Here is a 21714-nt window from a genome sequence, read left to right as displayed (position 1 = left end):
CTCGCCTAGAAACTCTCCCGCTATCGCTTTGCAATACTCGAGCAACAGATTGTGAACCGCGTGCTAGATACTTCGCAAACTAATTATTCGCTTCATACCGGTTTTGAACGTGAGGACGCTTGGTGGAAAGCAGAGGTGTTGTCCAAAGAGTGACAATCTGCTTGATGTGGTGGGCACATATGGGCGACTCTTCGTTTGATGCAGCCTAAGGCGATTGCGTTCACCGAGTTGAACAACACCTTAGAAGTCTCCGTCGAAACGAGGCTCACCGGTTGCGATCTTGATCGCCGCGTGAACTGATGTTGTTGCAAATTTCTAGACAGTGACGCTTAAGCAAGATTGTTGGCACACCAATTGCTTTCGATCTAGCCGCAGATGTCGCTGGACCCTGCAGGTACATCATTCTGTAGTCGTCTGCCTTTTCGCATCCACCGATTAGGCGACGTCACTCTGCGTATGGACAGTAGAGCATTGGGGGCAGTTGCTCTGCTGTCCGTTCGCAAGGGCGTGTAATCGTGCACCTAGAGCGTGAATGCCGAACTTCGTTGTGGCAGTCGGCCCGCTTGCCGATCCGCGTGTCGACCGAGCGTAGCTGTTGGGTATCTCGGCTGACGGGGCCATGACGGTAGAACGTCCAAACCATCCCATCGTCGGTCGTTTGTGGACTAGGTTGCATAACACGCTTCGAGTCTAAACCCGTATCTGAAATAGTCGCATTGTCACGAAGCCGCGTTGTCACGAAGTCCAGACAACAATCGGTGACGTTCGTTTTGACCCGTGCGGTACATTGAGCCATCAGATCCGTTTCCACGAGTCAGTTTCCTGAACTAGTTCCTGAACTAGGAGTAATCATGCCCAAAGTCGCCGTCACCGCTGCAAGTGGCCAACTCGGATCTCAAATCGTCACATCCTTGATCGGCGCGATCGGCAAGGACAATGTCGTCGGTCTGGCTCGAACTCCACGCAAAGCCGAATCGCTAGGAGTAGAGATACGCCCAGGTGACTACACGTCCTTCGATGATCTGGCTAGCTCGTTGCGAGGCATTGACGCGGTTGTCCTTGTATCAGGCATGGACGCTCCTGACCAACGAATCACGCAACACCGCAACGTTATCGAAGCAGCGAAAACGGCTGGCGCGCGGAAGTTGGTTTACACAAGTATCCAGGGTGCCGAAGAAAACACTGCGTTTTCGCCAGTCGTTCAGAGCAACCGACAAACCGAGTCGGATGTACGTGAGAGTGGTTTGGACTGGGTGATTGGGCGAAACGGAATCTACATCGAACCGGATGTGGACTATGTGGACACGTACAAACAGCGTGGCGAAGTTGCAAATTGCGCTGGCGATGGATTGTGTGGCTACACCACGCGACCCGAATTGGCATTTGCGTATTCCCAGATGGTGATCGATGACAAGCACAACGGACAAACTTACAATCTGCACGGCGTGGCGATTACTCAAACGACGTTGGCTGGGTACTTGAACGAGGCGTTCGGAACGAATTTGAAGTATCGCGAAATGACAGTGGCTGAGTTCCGCGAAGATCGCATCCGTGAACTCGGCGAATTCTTGGGCAACGTTATCGCTGGCATCTACGAGGGAATTCGAAACGGCGCGTCAGACAACGAAAGCCACTACCCGCAAGCAGCCGGTCGTCCTCATCAAAGTTGGGACGACTATTTTCGGCAAGTAAGTCAGGCGTAAAGCTCAGCCGCGTTCCCCTGAGTCACACCGCTTCGACAAGACCGGTGTTGTCAGCAAACGAGTCGGTCGGAACTCCAAGTCGCTGAAGCATGGTCGCGTAGAGATTCGACAATGGTACGTCTTCGCCCTTCGCTTCGTCTTGCCATGGCTCACCCTCGCCCATCCACGGACCGCCTTGGAAGTTCATGCCTGCATGGTTGATGTATTGTCCGTGCTTGAATCCCATGTGTTGGCCACCTGCAAGGATGAGCGGATAGTTTCTCGATAGGTGAAACGCGCTCGACGCTGAGCCGAAGAGTAACAGCGTATTGTCGAGAAGGTTCCCGGTTCCACCTGGTTCCGGCGTCGACCTTAGCTTTGCAAGGAACCGACCGTATTCCTCGTTGAGGAATCGGCAATAGATGCCAAAGTTTTTCCAACCATCCGGGTTCTTGGTCTCGTGCGACAATTGATGAGCCGTGTTGAATCCGACGGCTCTTGCCAAATGGTCGCTACGTCCCACTCCGTTTTCACGACCGATCTGATACGTGGCCACTCGCGTTGAATCGGTTCTGAATGCCAAGTAGATCAGATCAAACATTGTCTGCAGGTATTCCCGGGGTTCGTCGGTGGAAAGTTCCAGGTTGAGCTGGTTTCCGTCGACCGAAGGCAACGGTGCGCCCAGCCATCGTTTTGCTTTCTCCACTTTGATCTCAGCCTCGCGGACCGAGTCGAGGTACTCATCGAGGCCACGTTGATCGTCACTCGACAACGTTCTGCGTAACCGCTGGGCATCATCGAGCATTTCGTCGAGCGCACTTCGAGTCAGCGCTAGTCGACGCGTAGAATCGACATCGGTTTTCACAAACAATTGATCGAAGATCTGTTTCGGTCGATGCTCAGCAGGAATCGGGCGGCCTTGTTCATCGAATGAGATCGTGTGGGTTCCCCGTGCAGTTCCCGTTCCTCCGTCCGTCGACATCACTAACGACGCAAACCGCGTTTTGTCGCCCACGTGTTTGGCGTAAACCTGGTCTAACGAAATCGTATTTGTGTACTCGCGATCGCCACCACCAGTAAGCGCAGCGGTCAGAAACTGGTCGGCGTTGTTGTGTCCGTGAACACTACGTGACTTAGGGTGCGAGAATCCGGACAGTACCGTCAGGTCACTTTTGACGGCTTCGAGTGGTTCCATGCACTTCGAGAACGTGAACTCTTTGCCGTTACCATGAGGGAACCATGCCCATTCTTGATAGGCGGGGTCTTCGGGCAACGGCATCGGAACACCATCCGGGAAGTAAAAGCACCCCAGACGCTTCGGGTTCTCTACTGCATCAGCACCCCGCGCAACGTTTTGAGCGAGCGAAGCAAACATAGGTAGGGTCAATGCAACGCCACTGCCGCGAAGGAATCGTCGGCGATCGAGGGTGTTCAAGTTTCTTGCCATGGTAGTGTTCCTGGAACTAAGACTTGTGTTCGACAGTGATTATTGAAATTGGAACTTCATTGGGGCTGATACAAGTCACTGGTGACGATCGCCTCGATAAGCGTACGCAGCCCATCTCCGTTCTGGCGAACTTCGGCAGTGATCGCGTCCATCTCGGCGCGGTCCGAAAAATTGAGCTGGCGTCCCAACGCGTAGGTCGTCAACTTTGATGCCATTGCTTGGACAAACTGATCTTGGCGACTGTCGAGCAGAAAACGCTTTAATCCGTTCATTCCATCAAGAGTCTGGTGATTGAATAACTCACTTGATGCATCGACTGGTTTCCCGCCGATTTCGTCACGCCACTTCCCCAAAGCGTCATAGTTTTCGAAGGCGATGCCCCAGGGATCAATCTTCTCATGACAGGACATACATGCCGCATGGTTGCGGTGGTCTTCAATACGTTCCTTCAACGTCATCTTGGCAATTTCGGGGTCCGCCAAATCGATCTGCGGAACGGCGGGCGGGGGAGGCGGAGGAGGATCCGCTAACACGCTTTCCAGTAACCAGATCGCTCGTTTGAGCGGATGAGAATCTGGCCAATCGGAGTTCATCGCCAAAATGCCCGCCTGCGTTAAAATGCCTCCGCGACGATCGTTGCCATGAAGCGGGACTTTTTGAAAATGGTTTCCACGCACATTTGGGATCCCATAATGCCTTGCCAACCGTTCGTTGACGATTGCATAGTCGCAATGAATGAAGTCCAGAACAGTGGCGTTCGACTTAAGGAGTTCACTGAACAGGGCGACGGGTTCCCACAGCATCGCCTCCTTCAATAGAGGATCAAAGCCACGCACATTCTGGTTGAAGTTTTGGAATTCAAGAAGTTGCAGGTCTAGCCATTGATGCACAAAGTGCTCAACAAAACGCTGACTGCGGGGATCGTCCAGCATCCGCCGTACCTGACCCTTCAAAACGTCCGGATCAGAAAGCTGGCCACTGTCGGCTAGATTCAACAATTCGGTATCCGGAACGCTGCACCACAGAAACAATGCCAAACGAGTGGCCAAAGCATGGCGGCCAAGCTGTTCTTGTTGCTCTTCGGTAACAAGTTCAGGACCAGATTCGTTGGCGACGTACAAGAACTGAGGTGACGATAACACTGTCGCTAGAACTTCGAGCACCGCATCTTCCACTGACTCGCAAAGAGGACGCATTGCGTTGAACAGTTCCAACTTGCGGCTCACTTCTTCGTCACTTACCGGGCGCCGCCATGCTCGTTTCATGAACGCAGCAATCGTATCGCGGGCGTAGTCATCCTCACTTAGGCTACTGTCACGTTCCGGAAAAATGCGACGGTGTGATTCCGGAGGCCACTGGTCGTAAACAGGAGCCGCGACTTGGACGTGCGTGATCTGAATCTCGCTCGCGCGTGCGGAGCTATTCACGAGGCGAATGTACTCCGATGGACTGGGCAACGCTCCCATCGGGGATGTCTTGCGAACGTTGTTACGGGGATAGATCTCACCAAGCGGTACATGCCACTGTACGATCTGCGGATTCTTAGGGTCGGCGGTGATGGGTGTGTCACGCTTACTTACCCGAAGTAACGCTCTGCCTTCATTGCTGGCTTGCCATCCGAACATCAGCTGCAGGTTCGGTACGTAGTCGTCGTTCGAGTCCGCCCTCGCTGCTTGGACCGTCACTCGCATCGTGCCATCATCGGGCAACTGATTTCCAAGCTCGAAAATTAGCTTGGGCGAGCGACCATTGGGGAGGACCGCGACGCAGTCGTGTTGGTCCGAGATCGAAGCAAGTTGATCGGCCTCGCCAAACGCAAACTCGGCCCGTTGATAATTCCACTGTGTTTGAGCAGTACGATCACTGCTCAGATCTCGAAAGTACGCAGCTTGACGGGGCACTTCGAAGCTGACGCGAAGCTTCTCGAGTTCGGCAGTTAGTTTGTCGGGCTCGTCCTTCAAATCATTTTGCAGTTTTTGAATCTGATTGTCCTGTCTTGTCCATTCACGCTCGGCGGCTCTGCTGACCGGGATATCCCAGTAATGCGTTTGCGGCTTGGCTCCTCGGACCGTTGCTTGAGCGAGAGCGTTGCGAGCAATTCGCTGATACATTTCAAATTGCGACACCGACAAATGCAACAAGTCAGAACGATTCTGGAATCCTTCGTCCGAATTTGCCTCAGGTGGCAAGTCCTTCGCAAAGTCAAATTCGAGGCCGAGTAGGTCCTGGAGCGCATAGTTGTATTCGTACCGCGTCATGCGTCGGAATGCGGAACGCTTACCCGTTTTGCTGCGCACCAGGGACGCGGTTTGCAGTTCAATCGACAGCCAATCGACAAGTGTTTGCCGATCTCGGTCATCCAGGTCGCCATCATCAGGTGGCGGCATCTCTCCCTTCGTGACGACGGCGAAAATTTCGGACCACCAATCGGTATCCGCACCCGCGACCAAATTGGGGTCGAGCGTGTCTATCCTTAAGTTGCCCTCGCTGATTTCTGAGCCATGGCAATCGATACAATGCTGATCCAATAGAGGCTTGATCGTTGACTCAAAGGTCGACAAATTCGCTTGCGGCAATGTATATGATTTTGCGTCCTCAGTTTTGGGTACGTCTGGATGGCTAACGTCTTGATGGCCAGCGCTTATAAACCGTGACCGCTGCAGACCAGTGGCTTTAAGCTCTGCAAGTGATGAAGGCTCTTTCGCAATAACGGATGGTGCAATCGCGCTTGCGCACAGCAAGACCAACAGACGTACGGCTGTTTGCGGAATGATAGGCATAAGGTGAGGTGACCAAGAAAGTAGGTCATGGGTTGCAGGCGGGATCCGAAGCGACATCGCGTGTCGTAGCACAAGCCGAAGATTGGCTACGCGAGTATCGTCCTGGACGTTACCATCTTATCACAACCCGCAGGCTGGCAAGTGTGGTTTTCAACGTCTTGATCGAAGATCTGATCCGTAATCGGATGTAAAAAATGTCGATCTACTACCTCCGCCTCACTGAAGTCCGGATAACCAACCGTTGGACCGAGGCCGTTCCCGGCGGCGAAGGGCCCCATCCGCTGATTCAGGCATGACAATGAACGAAAAGCAAAAGATGCTGGCGGGCGAGCCCTACGATCCAAACGATTCCGAACTGGCGGCTGAACGCTTGAAAGCTCGCTTGTTGTTGCAGCAGATCAACCTGAGTGACCCTGGCGACGAATCAGGCCGACGTCGTGACTTCGTGAGACTGTTCGCTAGCGGAGGCGATTCCGTTTGGCTGGAGCCTCCGTTTCGATGCGACTACGGTTCGAATATTTATCTCGGTAGAAACGTGTACTTCAACTTTGATTGTGTCATCCTTGACGTTTGCGAAGTTCGGTTTGGTGATTGTGTGTTTGTGGGGCCAGGAGTTCACATTTACACCGCGAGTCATCCCTTAGATGCGATAGCTCGACGCACCGTTGAATTCGGTAAACCCGTGACGATTGGCAACGATGTTTGGATCGGAGGGCGAGCTGTCCTTTGTCCAGGAATCACTGTCGGCGATCGAGCTGTCATCGGCGCGGGCAGCGTGGTGACAAAGTCTGTGTTGGCCGATCAAGTTGTCGCGGGGAACCCAGCCCGAGTCCTCCGCCAACTACCGTGATTGCATCGAGCCATTCGATTGCCGTCGACATGCGAGCCGTGCATGCCGAATCATGCATGCCGAATTTTCATTCTTGGGTGAAGAGAAAAGTGTCGCTCTCACTCGCTCGTTTGACGAGACTCTAATTGCGCGACGCTGCTGACCCCTGCTGTCCAACATCGTTTGGTCTGCAGAGTTACATCCTCTGGCAAGTGGCATGATGACTCTCGGAGCCACCACGCCCGGGAACATCCCGTGGACGAAATCATCGTTGACGCCGGGCCAGTCGACACTTGGGCAAGAGTTAGGTCGAAGCGTAGTCGGGCGAAGCGTTGTCGGTCGATAGGAACTTGACGTCAAACGCCTTCAACTTCGTGCCTGGCGAAAGCTAATCTCGCACGTTTCTTCGCGTTCCTAGCGGTTCTCGACCACCACTTTACCCATCGCTTTTCCGCTTTCTAACCGAGCGTAGGCTTGGCCGACTTCTTCAAGCGAATAGGACTCTTCATCTAGAACCGGATTCAACTCGCCGGCTTCCGAGATCTTGGTAAGACGGTTCAGGATTTCCGCGTGTGATTCGCGATTGAAGTTGTGAAGCATCGGGATCAGCATAAACACAACGTGTAGCGAAAGGCCCTTGAAGTGAGCCGGTGTCAGGTCAAGTTCGCACATCGAAACCGTCGTAGCGACTTGCCCGTTCAGTGCAGATGCTTCGAACGATTTCGTAAGGTTAGCTCCACCCACTGAGTCGAAAACCACGTCGAATCCTGCGCCGTTAGTATGTTTTGCGACATACTGATCCACCGATTCCGTTTTGTAGTTGATTCCTATTGCTCCGAGCTTTTCAATCAACGCAATTTGCCGCTCTCCACCTCCGGTCGAATAGACGTCTGCTCCCATGTGTTTGGCGAGCTGAATGGCGATATGGCCGACGCCACCGGAGCCTCCATGGACGAGAACCTTCTGGCCAGATGTAACTCCCGCTCGCGTCAGCCCTTCGTAGGCAGTGATTCCCACCAACGGTAACGCCGCGGCTTCCTTCATTGACAGATTCTTGGCCTTGTGAGCAATCAGGCGGGTGTCGGCCACGATGAATTCAGCCAACGTGCCAGGCAAGTCGGCTAAACCTCCGGCACAACCATAGACTTCATCACCGACCGCGTATCCGCTGACGCCATCGCCTACCGCTTCAATCGTTCCGGCGAAGTCCATGCCGAGTATGGCGGGGGAATCCGGGGACAAAGGTAGGTCCTTGCCCATCTTGCGAATCATCGTGTCAACGGTGTTCACACTCGAAGCAGCTATCTTCACCAGCACATGCCCGGATTTGATCTCGGGCTTGGCCACATCCGTAGCCTCAAATTTTGCGTCTTCACCGTATGCGTTTAGTAGCATCGCTTTCATGGTTGATCCCTCTCCAGTTTGGTTCGTTGAGAGTGGATTTGCGTGACAACGAGACCGAAGGCCAGCGTTGAGTATCCAACGAGTTGTCACCATTGCCGCTTCGTCGCCGCGTCAATCTTTGATCGGAAAGTTCGCTTCCTACGGAGGCGAACCTCGCGGATTCAACAAATAGACGCTGGTCAACGCAGCTCGATGCTCACATACTAGGAGTAGCGGCCATTACGACAAGTACGCACATTTAAGGTAGGTAGGCACATAATGGATACTAAGACCAACGCCCGGCACGTCAACTATGAACTTCCAGCGTGTCCTGTCGAAGCAACACTTGAATTGATTGGCGGCAAATGGAAGGGGATCGTGCTGTATTACCTGCTTGAAGACCGTCTTCGTTTTAGTGAACTTAAGCGAAAGGTCGGCTGCGTGACGCAGCGGATGCTGACGAAGCAACTGCGAGAATTAGAAGCAAGCGGATTAGTCAACCGAATTGTTTACGCGGAGGTTCCTCCGCGAGTGGAGTACGAGCTGACCGCCGAAGGCAAATCACTCAAACCCGTCTTGAAGGTGCTAAAGAAATGGGGCGAGGAACACGCCATGGATCTAATCGTAGAACGCCAGCGGGCGGCCAACGAAGCAGCGGCGAATGGAAATAAGGTGCTCACACAATAGGCTATGTTGCTGAGCGACTTGGCTATTCGCATTGCATTGCGTCATCGTCATTGAAACAGCGACTTCAGAAGCATCCGCGCCGATGGCATCCAGCGTTATGAGGACGGTGGTTCAATGCCGAGACTCTTGATCCGCGACGATAACGTCGTTGGCTTTATGCCCAGCAACGTTGCCGCGCCGGATGCCCCGTAGACTTTCCCCGCTGACGCTTTGAGCGCTCTGCGAATGTTAGCCGCTTCCAATTCACGCAACTGCGACGCCGTTAGTATCGGCGTCGCTTCCTCGCTGGTCGGAGCCGATGCTCGATCCTGGGACGGGCGTGTGCGGTGGATATCGAGGCGCAGTTTGCCTGGAGGCGAAGATATGATCGCTCGCTCAAGTACGTGCTGCAGTTCGCGAATGTTTCCCGGCCAATCGTAACGTTCTAGTTCAGCCACGTTCGCTTGAGTCAGTCGTGGTGGCTGCTTTCCGAACCGTCGCGCAAGTGATTGCAGTATGTGATCGGCGAGTAAGACGATGTCTTCGGTGCGTTTACGCAGTGGTGGCAATTCGATGGGAAACACACTGAGCCGATAGTACAGGTCCAACCTGAATGCACCGGCTTCCGATTCGGCCCTCAGATCTCGGTTGGTCGCTGCGATGATCCGGACATCAACCTTTCGAGTCTTCTCTTCGCCGACACGCTCCAGTTCGCCTTCTTGCAGGACTCGCAACAACTTGCTTTGTAAGTCGAGCGGAATCTCACCGATCTCGTCTAGAAAAAGTGTGCCCCCATCGGCGAGTTCAAATCTCCCAATGCGATCTCGCAAGGCGCCCGTGAAGCTTCCTTTGGAATGGCCAAAAAACTCACTCTCATACAGCTCGCGTGGGATCGCGGCGCAGTTGACCTTAATAAGCGGCCGTTGGTGTCGAGTCGAACGGGCGTGAATCTCACGAGCCACAAGCTCTTTTCCCGTTCCACTTTCCCCCATGACCAATACGGTTGAGTCAGTCGGCGCCACCAACGAGATCTGTTGCGAAACGGTCTGCAATGCCGCACTTCGTCCGACCATCTCGCCAAACGATTCTCCACGAACTTCCTGTTGGAGATAATCGTTTTCAAGTTCGAGTCGTTCGCGAAGGGTTTCGATCTGTTCCCATGCTTGAGTGTTCGCGATCGCCAGTGCCACGTGATCGGAAATCATTCGCAACCATTCCAGACATGTATCGCCAATGGTTGTTCGGCTGAAGACGCCAAGAACCCCCAGCGTCTTGCCACGGTGTACTAGCGGTTGGCCACCAAAGCCGCGAATACCTTCTTCCTGCACCCAATCAGGACAAGCAACCCAGTCCGGTTCTCCAGCGATGTTTTGAACCTCCAGAGGAATTCCCGTCGCGGCGATGCGTCCGACCTTGCGAACGCCAAGAGGGAAACGACGGAACGCTCCGTCGATCCGGTGCAACGGCTCGCTCGGCCCAACGATTGACGTTCCCGCACTGGCCGCTAAGTGCAGGCAATTCGTCTGGTCAGGACATTCCGATCGCATAGGACAACTTTCGCATCCGGAGCCAGGTCGAATTAGCCAAATACGCGCCAATCCAACCGCTTGCGAACTGGCTATCTCATCCACCACTAGGCTCAGAACGTCAGCGACCGTGCGCTGCTGGGCCATCGCCAAGAGCAACGATTTGGGGTTGGGAATCAGTGGAGGTTGAAGCTCGATCATACGCATCTACTTACACGAAATATCGTGACACTGCAACGAAATCTCGCGAAACCACGAGTTGTCGTGCTGGACCGTCCTTGCACCTGATTGGACGTAAGGTCTTTCCCGCAAACAGCTTGGGTCAAACTTTGGGACTGTGGCACGGTGAATGCGAAAGGACCTTTATAACGCCAACGGATGTCGTTGGCGTCATTCTTCTTTACCTCCACCATGGAGCCCAACGATGTCCCGACTTGAAACCATTGATCCCGCCCAAGCCACCGGCCGCAGCAAGGAACTTCTCGACAGCGTGAAGGCCAAGCTCGGCATGACACCCAATTTGATGCGAGTGATGGCAAACTCGCCAGCCGTTTTGGACGCCTATTTGAAGTTCAGCGGCGCGTTGAGTGACGGCGAACTGCCCGCTACGACCCGCGAACAGATTGCACTGGCGATTGCTCAAGCAAATTCATGTGACTATTGCCTCAGCGCTCATGCCGCCGTCGGCAAGATGGTGGGGCTTACGGCTGATCAGGTGCGTGATGCACGGCGGGGAACTGCGACGCAAGCGAAAGAGAACGCGATCCTAGGATTCGCGACCGCAGTCATCGAAAAGCGTGGCTTCGTGTCCGACGCCGATATCGTGTCTGCTCGCGAAGCAGGCGCTAGTGACGCCGAGATTGCAGAAGTTGTTGCCAACGCGGCATTGAGCGTCTTCACCAACTATCTCAATCATGTTGCTCAAACGTCGATCGACTTTCCTCAGGTCGAGAAGCTCGATCCGCAATCGTCGCAAGACAATTGCGGATGCCACACTGACGCTTGCAGTGTGGCCTAAGTCGTGCCGACCCCACCCTTGACCATTACGACAACACGCGAGGATTCCACGATGCCAAATCCCACCTCACTACGGCCACCGTTTATCCACGAGACCGCTGTGATGAAAGTGCGCGCGGCGGAAGATGCCTGGAACTCTCGCGATCCCATACGAGTGTCGTTGGCATACTCGACCGATACGCGTTGGAGGAATCGAGATTCCTTCATCAATGGACGCGATCAAGTGGTTGCGTTCTTGGCGGACAAGTGGAATCGCGAGCTCGAGTATCGACTGGCGAAGCAACTTTGGGCGTTCTCCGACAATCGAATCGCAGTGCGATTCCAGTACGAGTACCACGACGCCTCCGGGAATTGGTTCCGTGCGTATGGCAATGAGAACTGGGAATTTGACGAGGATGGTTTGATGCGTCGCCGAGAAGCCAGCATCAATGACTACGCAATCGAACCACACGATCGTAAGTTTCATTGGCCGCTTGGACCACGTCCAGTGGATGACCCGGGATTACTCGAGTCGGTGCGTTGATCGTCCACTCGTCATTTCAAGGAATAGGCCAACACTTCGTTGGCCGTTCCTTTCTTTTGATTTCTATTCTCCAATCAAATTTGAGCATGCCTCGAGCAAACCTATGTTCCATTTCAAAACACTCTTACTCGCCCTGATCATTCCGGCTCTAGCGGCCGTTTCAGAAGTAGCAATCGCCAACCCGCCGTCGATGGTCACGGATCCATCCGGACGTACGACTCCATCCGGACGTACGACGCACCAAAATGTGATGCATCGAACGTTGGACGTCGACGGCATAGATGTGTTCTATCGTGAGGCCGGCCCCAAGGGCGCGCCGGTGGTGCTACTGCTTCACGGCTTTCCGACCTCCTCGCATATGTTTCGCAACCTGATTCCTGCCCTGTCAGACCGGTATCATGTCGTTGCACCGGACTACCCGGGGTTTGGATATAGCTCAGCACCTTCGGTTGATGACTTCGAGTACACGTTTGACAATCTGGCAAATGTGGTCGAACGCTTCACGCAGAAGTTGGGACTGACGAGCTATTCAATCTATGTAATGGATTATGGCGCTCCCGTGGGTTTCCGACTCGCAGCAATGCACCCTGAACGCGTCGACTCATTGATTGTTCAAAACGGCAATGCGTATGACGAGGGGATCGAAAACGAATTCTGGGAACCAATCAAGGAATATTGGAAGTCGCGAACCGAGAAGCAAGGTGACCTTCTGCGTTCACAACTAACGCTCGAGGCAACCAAGTGGCAATACCTCGAAGGCGTTCGCAACTCTAACGCCATCAGTCCCGACACTTGGAATCACGTGCAACCACTGCTGGAGCGTCCCGGCAACCAAGAGATTCAATTGGCGTTGTTCCATAGCTATGGAAGCAATCCACCTCTTTATCCGAAGTGGCAACAGTACTTTCGCGATCACCAGCCCCCCACGCTCATCGTCTGGGGACGCAACGACAAGATCTTCCCTGCCGCCGGAGCGATTCCCTATCTAAAAGACTTGAAGAACGCGCAACTGCACTGGTTGGACACGGGGCACTTTGCTTTGGAAGAAGACGGCGACGTGATCGCAGAGCTGATACGAAGCTTCCTTGCAACGAACGTAGCCTCGGGCAACGATAGCGATGTTGGCGAAGTCTCCAAGCGTTGATCTGAACTATCAAACGAGAAACGGCGATTCGGAAGCGAATGCGGTTCCCAATCGCCGAGTGACTCGGTCGCGTTGAGCGAATGCTAATCGATAGCTGGTTTCAGACTTCAAAAAGTAGTACCGACCATCGACGCCGTGGACACGCATTTAGGTAGTTTTAAGTAGTTTCCTGTTCGATTTGACCCTAGTCGCTCGTAGTTCAAGCGCGAGTGTGATCCGGGGCATGCTTAATGGCCGAATCAGTCCGACAGCCAACGATTGCAGGTGCTTGTTGGACAAGCTCGTCGTTAGTGATCGCTTCGACCATGAAAAGTGCAAAGTCGATCCGACGAGTGCGATTGCTTTCCAACACCGCATCGCCCACGTGCTGACTCCACACTGGCAACCCTTGGCTTTCACCTTCTTCCAGATCGCTGCCACGAACTACCGTCCATCGCGTATCACTTGCGAACACGCGGCGACAAGCTTCCACCTGATCGTCGAGTTCGACCATACGTAGTGCTCTTGCGATAGTTCCGAACACGTTCACCATGAAACGTAACTTCCATGAATAGACGTCTTTGCCATCTCTTGAGATGTGCCAACCACACGAGAAAATCAGACGAGCGTCTTTCTCGGCGTAGTCGAGCACTGCTTGCGCAGTACCACTGGCATACTGTTGCACACCCCAAGGAACCAAAACGGTCAGGACTGCATCGCAACCCTCAACCGCTTTTCTTATGACGGTTCGATCGTTTGTGGCACCCGCGACAATCGTGATTGAATCGCGAAAGCGGTCCAGCTTAGCAACACTCTTTTCACGGCAAACACCAACCACTTCATAACCACGGTCAAGCGCATGCTGCACCGTGTACTGCCCAAGTTTTCCGGACGCGCCGACAATGCAGACCTTCATCTCTCTCCAATCTCACCGTGAATCTCAAGACGAGCTGCAACCGCTCGCGTCGCTGCCTACTCTAACAAAATGCCCTCACACAAATAATGCCCTCACCCAAATAACGACCTGTACAAAACATGAACACGTCGCTGTTTCGGATCGCTCTTGTCGTGTCGGCACTTTGTAAAGATGTCAGTTGGAAATCAGTCGGTGTTTGCGAGTTGCCCATTGCGATATCGATGGCGGACATGCATCAAACCCAGATATTGGCTGCTGTTGAATGGCCGCTCAGGAAACCAATCAAGCAATTGACGCTCGAAGCTTTAGGCAAAAGCTCGTTTGTTGGCGTGGTTTGGATTGGTAGTCGAGATGCCTTATAGAAGTAACTCGAAAGGCTCTCAAACATAGCCTGTTGTCCTGATGCACTTCCATGGTTCGTAAGATAGAGGGTGATCGCCGTGTCGAAAGGAATGTAGTACTCGCCTTGCACCAAAGCGTCATCCCACATCGCTTTGGTGTCGCTTTACGGAAAGACGTCAATTAGGCAAGAAACTGCAGTTTTCCGCGCGGCATGTGATTTGCACGACCGGCATTTTCGAACGTCGCGGTCAAGCGAAGGTTAATCATTAATGACATTTATGATTGATCGCCCCCCATTTCCGCATTCATTCCCTCGCTACTTTTGAACCTGAGACAACGAAGTGATCGAGCAATTAAGAGGAACCGAGGTCTTTCGAGCTGACGTGGTGGAGGGTCTTCGCAAAGTGAATAAGACGCTGCCTTGTAAGTATTTTTACGACGAAGTTGGATCGCAGTTATTCGATCAGATATGCGAACTCGATGAGTACTATCCGACTCGGACGGAGCTCAAGATAATGATCGACCACGCTGATGAAATGGCCTCGCAGATTGATCGAGATGTCATGCTGGTCGAGCTAGGAAGCGGAAGCTCGATTAAGACGAAGATTTTACTGGATGCCTTGATTGACCCCGTCGCCTACGTTCCCGTCGACATTTCTGAAGAGCATCTGTTAAAGACGGCGGAAGGTCTGCGATCTCGTTACACCGATCTGGAAGTTCTGCCGGTGGTGGCAGATTTCACCAAACCATTTGAGCTTCCCATCCCTTCTCAATCGTACTCGCACGTCGCGTTGTACTTTCCAGGCTCAACAATCGGAAACTTCGAACCGGACACCGCCGTTGAGATCTTAGGTTCGATGGCCGAACTGCTGGGACCGCAGGGAGGGTTGTTGATCGGCATTGATCTGCAGAAAGACATTCGCACGCTTGTTTCTGCTTACGACGACGCTTCAGGCGTGACTTCGCAGTTCAATTTGAACCTGCTATCGCGAATCAACCGCGAGCTAGATGGGACATTTGATCTATCAAAGTTTTCGCATAAAGCAATCTACAACGAGGTCGCTCATCGCATCGAAATTTCCATCGTCAGTCTTGAAGATCAAAGTGTTTCGATTGGCGACGATGTATTCCACTTCTTTAAAAATGAAGAAATCTTGACGGAGTATTCCCACAAGTACAGCATCGATGGATTTGCTAAGCTAGCCGGGCAGCATGGGTTTAGCCTGCACCAACAGTGGACGGACGAGGATGGCTTGTTCGCAGTGTTGCATTTGGTTTTGGACGGAGAAAGTTCATGAGTGTGGTGGTGAGATCGAAGCCCAGTCTTCGCGAGCGTTTTGTCGACGTGCGAGATTTCTCGGATCGGATCACTCGGTCCTTGTCGCCCGAGGATTGCATGGTGCAGTCAACGGAAGACGCAAGCCCTATTCGTTGGCACCTGGCGCACACCACTTGGTTCTTTGAAACGTTCGTCTTGAAGCAGGATCCGACGTACCAAGAGTTCCATCCTGAGTTCGCGTACCTGTTCAATTCGTATTACAACGCGGTTGGGAAGCAGTTTCCTCGACCGCAAAGAGGAACGATCTCGCGTCCCGGGTTGGATGGTATTCGTGATTACCGAGCGTACGTCGACCAGCAGATGATGACCCGTATGGAGTCGGCTGAGTTCTTGGGGAACCACAGTCATACCATCGAGGTTGGGCTGAACCACGAGCAGCAGCACCAAGAGTTAATTTTGACGGACATCAAACATGCGCTCTCGGCGAACCCGATGTTGCCAATCTACGAGGATTCTGTGTTCGATGATCGCGACAGTGCATCCGGTAATTGGGATCGTTTTGACAGTGGTCAATACGAGATCGGTCATCGCACGTCGGAATTTTGTTTTGACAACGAGGAGCCGCGTCACACGGTGTACTTGCCTGAATTCTCGATAGCTGCCGACTTGGTCACATGTGGGCAATTCATCAATTTTATCGAGGACGGAGGTTACCGTCGTCCTGAGCTCTGGTTATCGCTTGGTTGGAACGCTGTGAACGACGACGATTGGGCCTCGCCACTTTACTGGGTTTGCCAAGACGGCCAATGGATGCAGTTCACGTTGGCGGGACTAGTCCCCGTGAATCGGGATTGGCCGGTTTGTCACGTCAGCTATTTCGAGGCGGACGCTTACGCTCGTTGGGCTGGATGCCGTCTTCCGACCGAATTTGAATGGGAGTTTGCTGGCAATTCGGCTGCCTCCGTTGAAGCTGACTCTAGTGAATCCATTGAGAACCATGGACAGTTCGCCGACAGGTTGTTCCGCGATGACTTGGCTATCCATCCGACACGCTCGTCTAGTGGAATGGCGGGGGCCGTGTGGCAATGGACATCCAGTAGTTATCAGGCTTACCCTGGCTACCGACCGCCGGACGGAGCGATTGGCGAGTACAACGGCAAGTTCATGTGCAACCAGTACGTACTGCGAGGTGGCAGCGTCGCGACATCGTCGTCTCACTACCGAAATACTTACCGCAATTTTTTCCCTGCGAATGCTCGTTGGCAATTTTCTGGATTGCGTTTAGCGAGATAAATCAGTGGTGCCCTCGCCGAGGTGTTGGCGGCAACGATAGACTCTGACCATAAAGTCTTCGTGAACTTTCGGCATTGAAAAGGGAATAATGCAACCACTGGAAATTTCGGCCTATCCCGTCGATATTGCTGCTGCTTTGCAGAGGCGTTGGATATCTCGTGAACTACCGTCTGACGCAATTCCCAGTCACGACGTTGTCGTCGTGCTTCTTGACACGATGTACCAAGCGAGTTTGCTACGTGAAGAGAGTTCACCAGTGCAATGTCGCGTCGTCTTGGCAAACGAGGACGACTTTGAAAAAGATTTTTCCGACGGTTCTAGTTCGCTGCATGTTCTGAGGTTCAATGAATCGCTGCCCTACACCGCTCACAATTTGCGCAAGCTAGCTGCGGCCGCTGGGTACTACCGGGCCTTGTTAGCGGTAAAGCAAGATTCGCCGGGCGAGCTGAACATTTGGGGCATGGTCGTCACGGGAACTCAATGGGTCAATCAACTCGAAGGCGGCAAACAACACGGGGTGCCGCTGCCAGACCGTCTCGTGATTCAAATTCTGGCTCCAGGGCATATCGTAGCCGCGTCTGGCTACACGCGCATTCTTGAATCCGATGGTGGAAAGCTACTTACCGAAGGCTTTGATCCGTTTCATTCAAATTGGTTGCCGCAAAGGTTCGGGACGATTCGCGCATCGCTGCTTAACGAATTCGACCCGGAAACGACACCACAATCAGGCTGTCAGATTTGTGACGAATTTGTGAAGGACATTGCTCAGCGTGTCGTGCGTCGAGTTCTTCGCTTGGTTCGGATGCGCGGACATGGCGGAATGCTGGTGTACCTTCCCGACAGTGCTATTGAGACTTCGCTACCAGATGACTGGTTTCGGTTTCGCGTTCGTTTCCAACCGGACGATTCAACGCTTCGGTTTCATCGCTTGATGATTCAGGTCATGCAACGCGTTGCGGTTCTTGGCGAAGCTCGAGGTTTGAAGGTTGTGACGCTGAACGATTATCTCCAGATGCACGATGCTGAGCTTGCTGTTCTGGACGAGGCACTGATTGAGTTCAGTCATTTGCTCGCTGACATGATGAGCGTAGACGGGTCGTTGGTTCTTGACCGTGGCTTTCGATTGATCGGGTTCGGTGGCGAAATTCTCGGTGATTCGCATGTCTCGATGATCCATCGAGCACTGGATCTTGAAGCAAAGCATACGAGACCGGAACGAAGTGACGCTTCGGGAACCAGGCACCGTTCGGCCTACCGTTTGGTGAATGGGCTCAACGAGGCAATCGCGGTTGTCGTATCGCAAGACGGAGATGTCCGATTCGTAGCTTGCTTGAACGACAAATTGACTTATTGGCCTTATCTGCCCTAATCGCGAACATTATGGCGACAAGCGAATCAGTGATTTAGGCGTTGCTACGCCAAACGGCTCTACTTCGGTATCATAACGTCTTGCCTTCGTGGGCCTTCCTGGTTGCAGTGCCTCGGCGGATCTTCCTTCATCGGAGATTGAGCACCCATTCGGTCAGCGAACTTTTCCTCGGATTGCTTGACGTTTGGAGAATCAACACCGTGCTTACCGCTAATGATCAGGACATTGCCTTCCCTTTCCTATCCGATCATGAAATGACTTGTCTTGCCGCGTTGGGCAAAGAACGTCGTTTTGCGGATGGCGAGACCATGTTCAGTTCCGGTGATCGAGACTACTCGTTGTTTGCGATCCGATCGGGGGAAGTCGTGATTCTTGATAATTCATCGGGCGGGTCAACCGAGATTGTCACTCACGTCGCAAACACCTTTACCGGCGACGTCGATCTATTGACGGGCCGTCCAGCAATCGTGTCGGCAGTTGCTCGCGGTGATTGCCAGGTGATTGAAATCACAGCCTGCAAGATCCGTCGAATGCTCGGTGAGGTTCCAACGCTTAGCGATAAGCTGCTCGAAGCGTTCCAGGCACGTCGCGCACAGCTTGAACGAAGCGGTTTCTTGGGCATTCGCGTTATTGGCGAAACGGATTCCAAGAAAACTCTAGAACTGCGTGAGTTCTTTTACAAGAACAAGGTACCCCACACGTTCTATGAATGCGATTCCGATGAAGGCCAATCGCTGCTATCGGAGCACGGCGTGCCTCGCGACGAGACTCCGGTGCTTTGGTGTGGCAAGAATCTGGTCGAACAACCCACGCTCGCAAAGGTCGCGGATTGCCTGGGCATTTCTCGATCAATTAGAGATGAACTGTACGACGCGCTAATCATCGGTGCTGGACCGGCGGGACTTGCGGCGGCGGTGTACGGCGCTTCGGAAGGACTCAAGACCTTGGTGGTCGATCGCATGGGGCCGGGTGGGCAGGCCGGTCAGAGTTCAAAGATCGAGAACTACATGGGCTTTCCATCGGGATTGCCGGGTGCTGAATTGTCGAACCGCGGCTATCTTCAAGCCTTGAAGTTTGGCGCGGAGTTCACGGCGCCGGTGTCGGTTGTATCCCTTTCGACCGATCAAAGCGGAGTGCATTGCGTTGAGTTCTGCACCGGACAAAAGGTTCGCACGAGAACAGTACTGATTGCCACCGGAGCATCGTATCGTCGCTTGCCAGTCGATGGATGTGAACGATTTGATGGAGCCGGTATCTATTATTCAGCCACCAGCGTTGAAGCAAGGTTGTGCCAGAACGCTACCGCAATCGTGGTTGGTGGTGGGAACTCGGCAGGTCAAGCGGCGATGTATTTGTCGCAGCACGCCAAGCAAGTCAAGTTAATGCTGCGAGGCAACAACTTGCGAAAAAGCATGTCCGACTATTTGGCGACTCGGATTGAAAAATCGCCTAACATCGAACTGGTATTGAACACCGAGATCGTGGACGTGTACGGCGATCGAAGGCTTGAACGCGTCGAAACGCTTTGTCGGCAACCCGAATCACGGCAAGAGATCGCTTGCGCAGCAGTATTTTCCTTCGTGGGTGCAAAACCGCATACCGAGTGGCTGCCGGAGAGCGTGGCGACGGACGACAACGGGTTTATTCTCGCAGGGTCATCGGTGCGAGATCACACGCTTTGGAAGTTGGATCGAGCACCGTGTGAATTGGAAACCACGATGCCGGGTGTGTTTGCTGCTGGCGACGTTCGACATGGCACCACCAAACGTTGCGCGTTCGCCGTGGGCGACGGGGCACTTGGAATCACCTGCGTTCATCAACACCTGGGGCGAGATAGTTGAAACAGCATGACGGCGAAACAGATTGAGTTATCACTTCGTGAACACGCACGAGAAGACAAAGCAAAGTTCTTACCTGGCTTCTTTCAAGCGGTTCCCGGCGGGTATGGCGAGGGCGACCGCTTCTTAGGTTGCGTCGTTCCGGATCAACGCAAGATTTCACGGCAGTTCCGGGATCTTCCCCGACCTGAACTGAAGAAGCTTTTTGCATCACCGTGGCATGAATGTCGCCTGACGGGAATGATGATCTTGGTCCTTCAATTCGAACTTGCGGCCAAGCCAACCAATCCACACCGCGAGTTCGAGTGCGGCGAGCTTGTTGAGTTCTATTTAGCCAACCTTGATGCGGTCAACAATTGGGACATCGTTGATTCGACGGCTCACAAGATTCTCGGTGCGTGGCTCGTCGAGAATCCTGATCAGCGAAGTGTCCTGGATCGGTTGTCACGCAGCACGGTGTTGTGGGAACGTCGCGTGGCCATTCTGTCTACCTTTGCGTTAATTAAGAACGACGAGTTCACCGAAATCACGACACTTGCTCAATCACTTTTAAACGACCAGCACGACTTGATGCATAAGGCGATCGGATGGATGCTTCGCGAGATGGGAAAACGCGATCAACCTCGCTTGGAAAGTTTCTTGAAGAGGCATGCCAAACGAATGCCGCGCACCATGCTTCGCTATTCGATCGAAAAACTGTCCAGGAAAGAACGTGACCGATGGCTTAGTCACTAGTCGATCGACAACTTTGAAGACTAAGTGCATTGCCAAGAACCACGCGGCACAAGCGGCTGCTCTCCGCTGCATGCGCGAGCTAGTTTCTTCAGCTTACTTCTTCGAGTAGTCTTCGCACTGGGGACAACTCTTTCCGTTCTTCCAGCGAATACTTTGCCTGATGTCTTCCGCTAGTGTCATGCTAGGCACATAGATCCGATCGCCCGGTTTCAATTGGTAGTTTGTCGAAACGTCGCCGAGCTGCAACACTTGTTGGTAGCAGACCGGCAGAATCACTCGCGGTTGACCACCATGTTGAGGACGAGTCAGGATGATCTTGTGATCGTTCGCTCGGTCGGAAAGACCGCCTGCAGCGATCAGCGCATCGAGCACGGTTTCGTATCCCACCAACGGGTATGAGCCCGGCGCGTTCACCTCGCCCATCACGTAGAACATGGCACTGTCTTGGTTGACCACTCGAACGGTGACCCCATAGTCAGCGGATTCGTTGGAAGGGGCACCCGAGTATGATGCCAGCCCAATTTGTGTTTGCCGTTTAGCGATCTCGTAACGCGATACCATTTCGCCCACGCGACCTTGAATGTCCTCGGCGGAAAGTCCCGCGACTTGGATACGTCCGTAACTGCCAAGTTCGATGGTTCCATCTTGCTGAACCGTTTGATCACCTGGCAATCGCACTGGCGAATTAAAGTCGTTGGGTTCGATCACCAGGACGTCGCCAGCTTCCACGCGGTGGGGCGCCAGCGTGACTTTCGAAAGTTCAGTCGCCACTCCCGAAGGATGCCCCATCGTTTGACGAATTTCGTCAGCATCCGAAAGCAGATAATTTGAGCCTGCGGAAACGGGTAGTCCCAGCGAGGCTGCGGTGCGGCACCCTGTTGGAATACCAACAAGGATGGCGAGCGTGATGCACATGCAGGCTGCATCACGAAAATGGCGTGGATTGATAATCATTCGATAGAATTC

Annotated in this window: 19 protein-coding genes; 12 read left to right on the top strand and 7 right to left on the bottom strand. The window is 53.4% G+C overall.

All coding sequences use genetic code 11. The features are described from left to right. The first annotated feature begins 851 nt into the window (after positions 1-851). Positions 852-1703: an NAD(P)H-binding protein gene (locus tag Pla22_RS17165; protein ID WP_146516034.1), complete on the top strand. Its 852-nt coding sequence runs from the start codon at positions 852-854 to the stop codon at positions 1701-1703. 22 nt (positions 1704-1725) lie between these two features. On the opposite strand, the gene Pla22_RS17160 is transcribed toward Pla22_RS17165, so the two are convergent. Next, positions 1726-3129 carry a DUF1552 domain-containing protein gene (locus Pla22_RS17160; protein ID WP_146516033.1) on the bottom strand — a complete coding sequence of 468 codons (1404 nt, stop codon included), beginning with the start codon at positions 3127-3129 and terminating at the stop codon, positions 1726-1728. 56 nt (positions 3130-3185) lie between these two features. Further along, the gene (locus Pla22_RS17155) at positions 3186-5909 is read right to left on the bottom strand and encodes a DUF1592 domain-containing protein (RefSeq protein WP_146516032.1); all 2724 of its coding nucleotides are present in this window, start codon (positions 5907-5909) and stop codon (positions 3186-3188) included. Positions 5910-6201: 292 nt separating this feature from the next. On the opposite strand from Pla22_RS17155, the gene Pla22_RS17150 reads away from it, so the two are divergent. Continuing rightward, positions 6202-6759: a sugar O-acetyltransferase gene (locus Pla22_RS17150; RefSeq protein WP_261343148.1), complete on the top strand. Its 558-nt coding sequence runs from the start codon at positions 6202-6204 to the stop codon at positions 6757-6759. A gap of 393 nt (positions 6760-7152) precedes the next feature. Here Pla22_RS17150 and Pla22_RS17145 read toward each other — a convergent pair whose 3' ends face one another. Further along, positions 7153-8142 (bottom strand): zinc-dependent alcohol dehydrogenase family protein, encoded by a 990-nt coding sequence (locus tag Pla22_RS17145; protein ID WP_146516031.1) that lies wholly within the window; start codon positions 8140-8142, stop codon positions 7153-7155. Positions 8143-8400: 258 nt separating this feature from the next. Here Pla22_RS17145 and Pla22_RS17140 point away from each other — a divergent pair, with 258 nt between their 5' ends. Beyond that, positions 8401-8808, top strand: coding sequence for a winged helix-turn-helix transcriptional regulator (locus tag Pla22_RS17140; RefSeq protein ID WP_146516030.1), 408 nt, complete (start codon positions 8401-8403; stop codon positions 8806-8808). A 95-nt stretch (positions 8809-8903) separates the two neighbouring features. Here Pla22_RS17140 and Pla22_RS17135 read toward each other — a convergent pair whose 3' ends face one another. Then, positions 8904-10514, bottom strand: a complete 1611-nt coding sequence (locus Pla22_RS17135; protein ID WP_146516029.1) for a sigma-54-dependent Fis family transcriptional regulator — start codon at positions 10512-10514, stop codon at positions 8904-8906. 223 nt (positions 10515-10737) lie between these two features. Here Pla22_RS17135 and Pla22_RS17130 point away from each other — a divergent pair, with 223 nt between their 5' ends. The 3 genes from Pla22_RS17130 (at position 10738) to Pla22_RS17120 (ending at position 12997) form a co-directional block, all read left to right on the top strand. Next, the gene (locus tag Pla22_RS17130) at positions 10738-11331 is read left to right on the top strand and encodes a carboxymuconolactone decarboxylase family protein (RefSeq protein ID WP_146516028.1); all 594 of its coding nucleotides are present in this window, start codon (positions 10738-10740) and stop codon (positions 11329-11331) included. A 51-nt stretch (positions 11332-11382) separates the two neighbouring features. After that, positions 11383-11853 (top strand): nuclear transport factor 2 family protein, encoded by a 471-nt coding sequence (locus Pla22_RS17125; protein WP_146516027.1) that lies wholly within the window; start codon positions 11383-11385, stop codon positions 11851-11853. A gap of 190 nt (positions 11854-12043) precedes the next feature. Further along, positions 12044-12997, top strand: coding sequence for an alpha/beta fold hydrolase (locus tag Pla22_RS17120; RefSeq protein WP_390620293.1), 954 nt, complete (start codon positions 12044-12046; stop codon positions 12995-12997). A gap of 9 nt (positions 12998-13006) precedes the next feature. Here Pla22_RS17120 and Pla22_RS25285 read toward each other — a convergent pair whose 3' ends face one another. Together Pla22_RS25285 and Pla22_RS17115 are read right to left on the bottom strand one after the other, a co-directional pair. Continuing rightward, positions 13007-13144 (bottom strand): hypothetical protein, encoded by a 138-nt coding sequence (locus Pla22_RS25285; RefSeq protein ID WP_165440717.1) that lies wholly within the window; start codon positions 13142-13144, stop codon positions 13007-13009. A 52-nt stretch (positions 13145-13196) separates the two neighbouring features. Then, a complete protein-coding gene (locus tag Pla22_RS17115) occupies positions 13197-13892 on the bottom strand; it encodes an NAD(P)-dependent oxidoreductase (RefSeq protein ID WP_146516026.1) in 696 nt (231 codons plus the stop codon). Between the two features lie 119 nt (positions 13893-14011). Between Pla22_RS17115 and Pla22_RS17110 the strand changes: the two genes are divergently transcribed. The 6 genes from Pla22_RS17110 to Pla22_RS17085 all read left to right on the top strand — a co-directional run bounded on the left by Pla22_RS17110 (position 14012) and on the right by Pla22_RS17085 (position 20748). Then, entirely contained in the window at positions 14012-14254 is a 243-nt protein-coding gene (locus tag Pla22_RS17110; protein WP_146516025.1) for a hypothetical protein, read from the top strand. Positions 14255-14638: 384 nt separating this feature from the next. Further along, complete coding sequence (egtD, locus tag Pla22_RS17105) at positions 14639-15532, top strand: L-histidine N(alpha)-methyltransferase (RefSeq protein ID WP_242632120.1); 894 nt, start codon at positions 14639-14641, stop codon at positions 15530-15532. Then, positions 15529-16806 carry an ergothioneine biosynthesis protein EgtB gene (gene egtB, locus Pla22_RS17100; protein ID WP_146516023.1) on the top strand — a complete coding sequence of 426 codons (1278 nt, stop codon included), beginning with the start codon at positions 15529-15531 and terminating at the stop codon, positions 16804-16806. The genes egtD and egtB overlap by 4 nt, the downstream gene beginning before the upstream one ends. Before the next feature lie 88 nt (positions 16807-16894). Beyond that, complete coding sequence (locus Pla22_RS17095; RefSeq protein ID WP_146516022.1) at positions 16895-18175, top strand: putative sensor domain DACNV-containing protein; 1281 nt, start codon at positions 16895-16897, stop codon at positions 18173-18175. A 200-nt stretch (positions 18176-18375) separates the two neighbouring features. Continuing rightward, complete coding sequence (locus Pla22_RS17090; protein ID WP_242632119.1) at positions 18376-20016, top strand: FAD-dependent oxidoreductase; 1641 nt, start codon at positions 18376-18378, stop codon at positions 20014-20016. 6 nt (positions 20017-20022) lie between these two features. Then, complete coding sequence (locus tag Pla22_RS17085) at positions 20023-20748, top strand: DNA alkylation repair protein (protein ID WP_146516021.1); 726 nt, start codon at positions 20023-20025, stop codon at positions 20746-20748. A 93-nt stretch (positions 20749-20841) separates the two neighbouring features. Here Pla22_RS17085 and Pla22_RS17080 read toward each other — a convergent pair whose 3' ends face one another. After that, entirely contained in the window at positions 20842-21702 is an 861-nt protein-coding gene (locus tag Pla22_RS17080) for a polysaccharide biosynthesis/export family protein (protein ID WP_146516020.1), read from the bottom strand. Positions 21703-21714 lie beyond the last annotated feature (12 nt).

Origin of the sequence: Rubripirellula amarantea, assembly GCF_007859865.1 — a bacterium.
GTDB classification, from domain to species: Bacteria; Planctomycetota; Planctomycetia; order Pirellulales; family Pirellulaceae; genus Rubripirellula; species Rubripirellula amarantea.
This window is presented reverse-complemented; position numbering and strand designations above follow the sequence as displayed.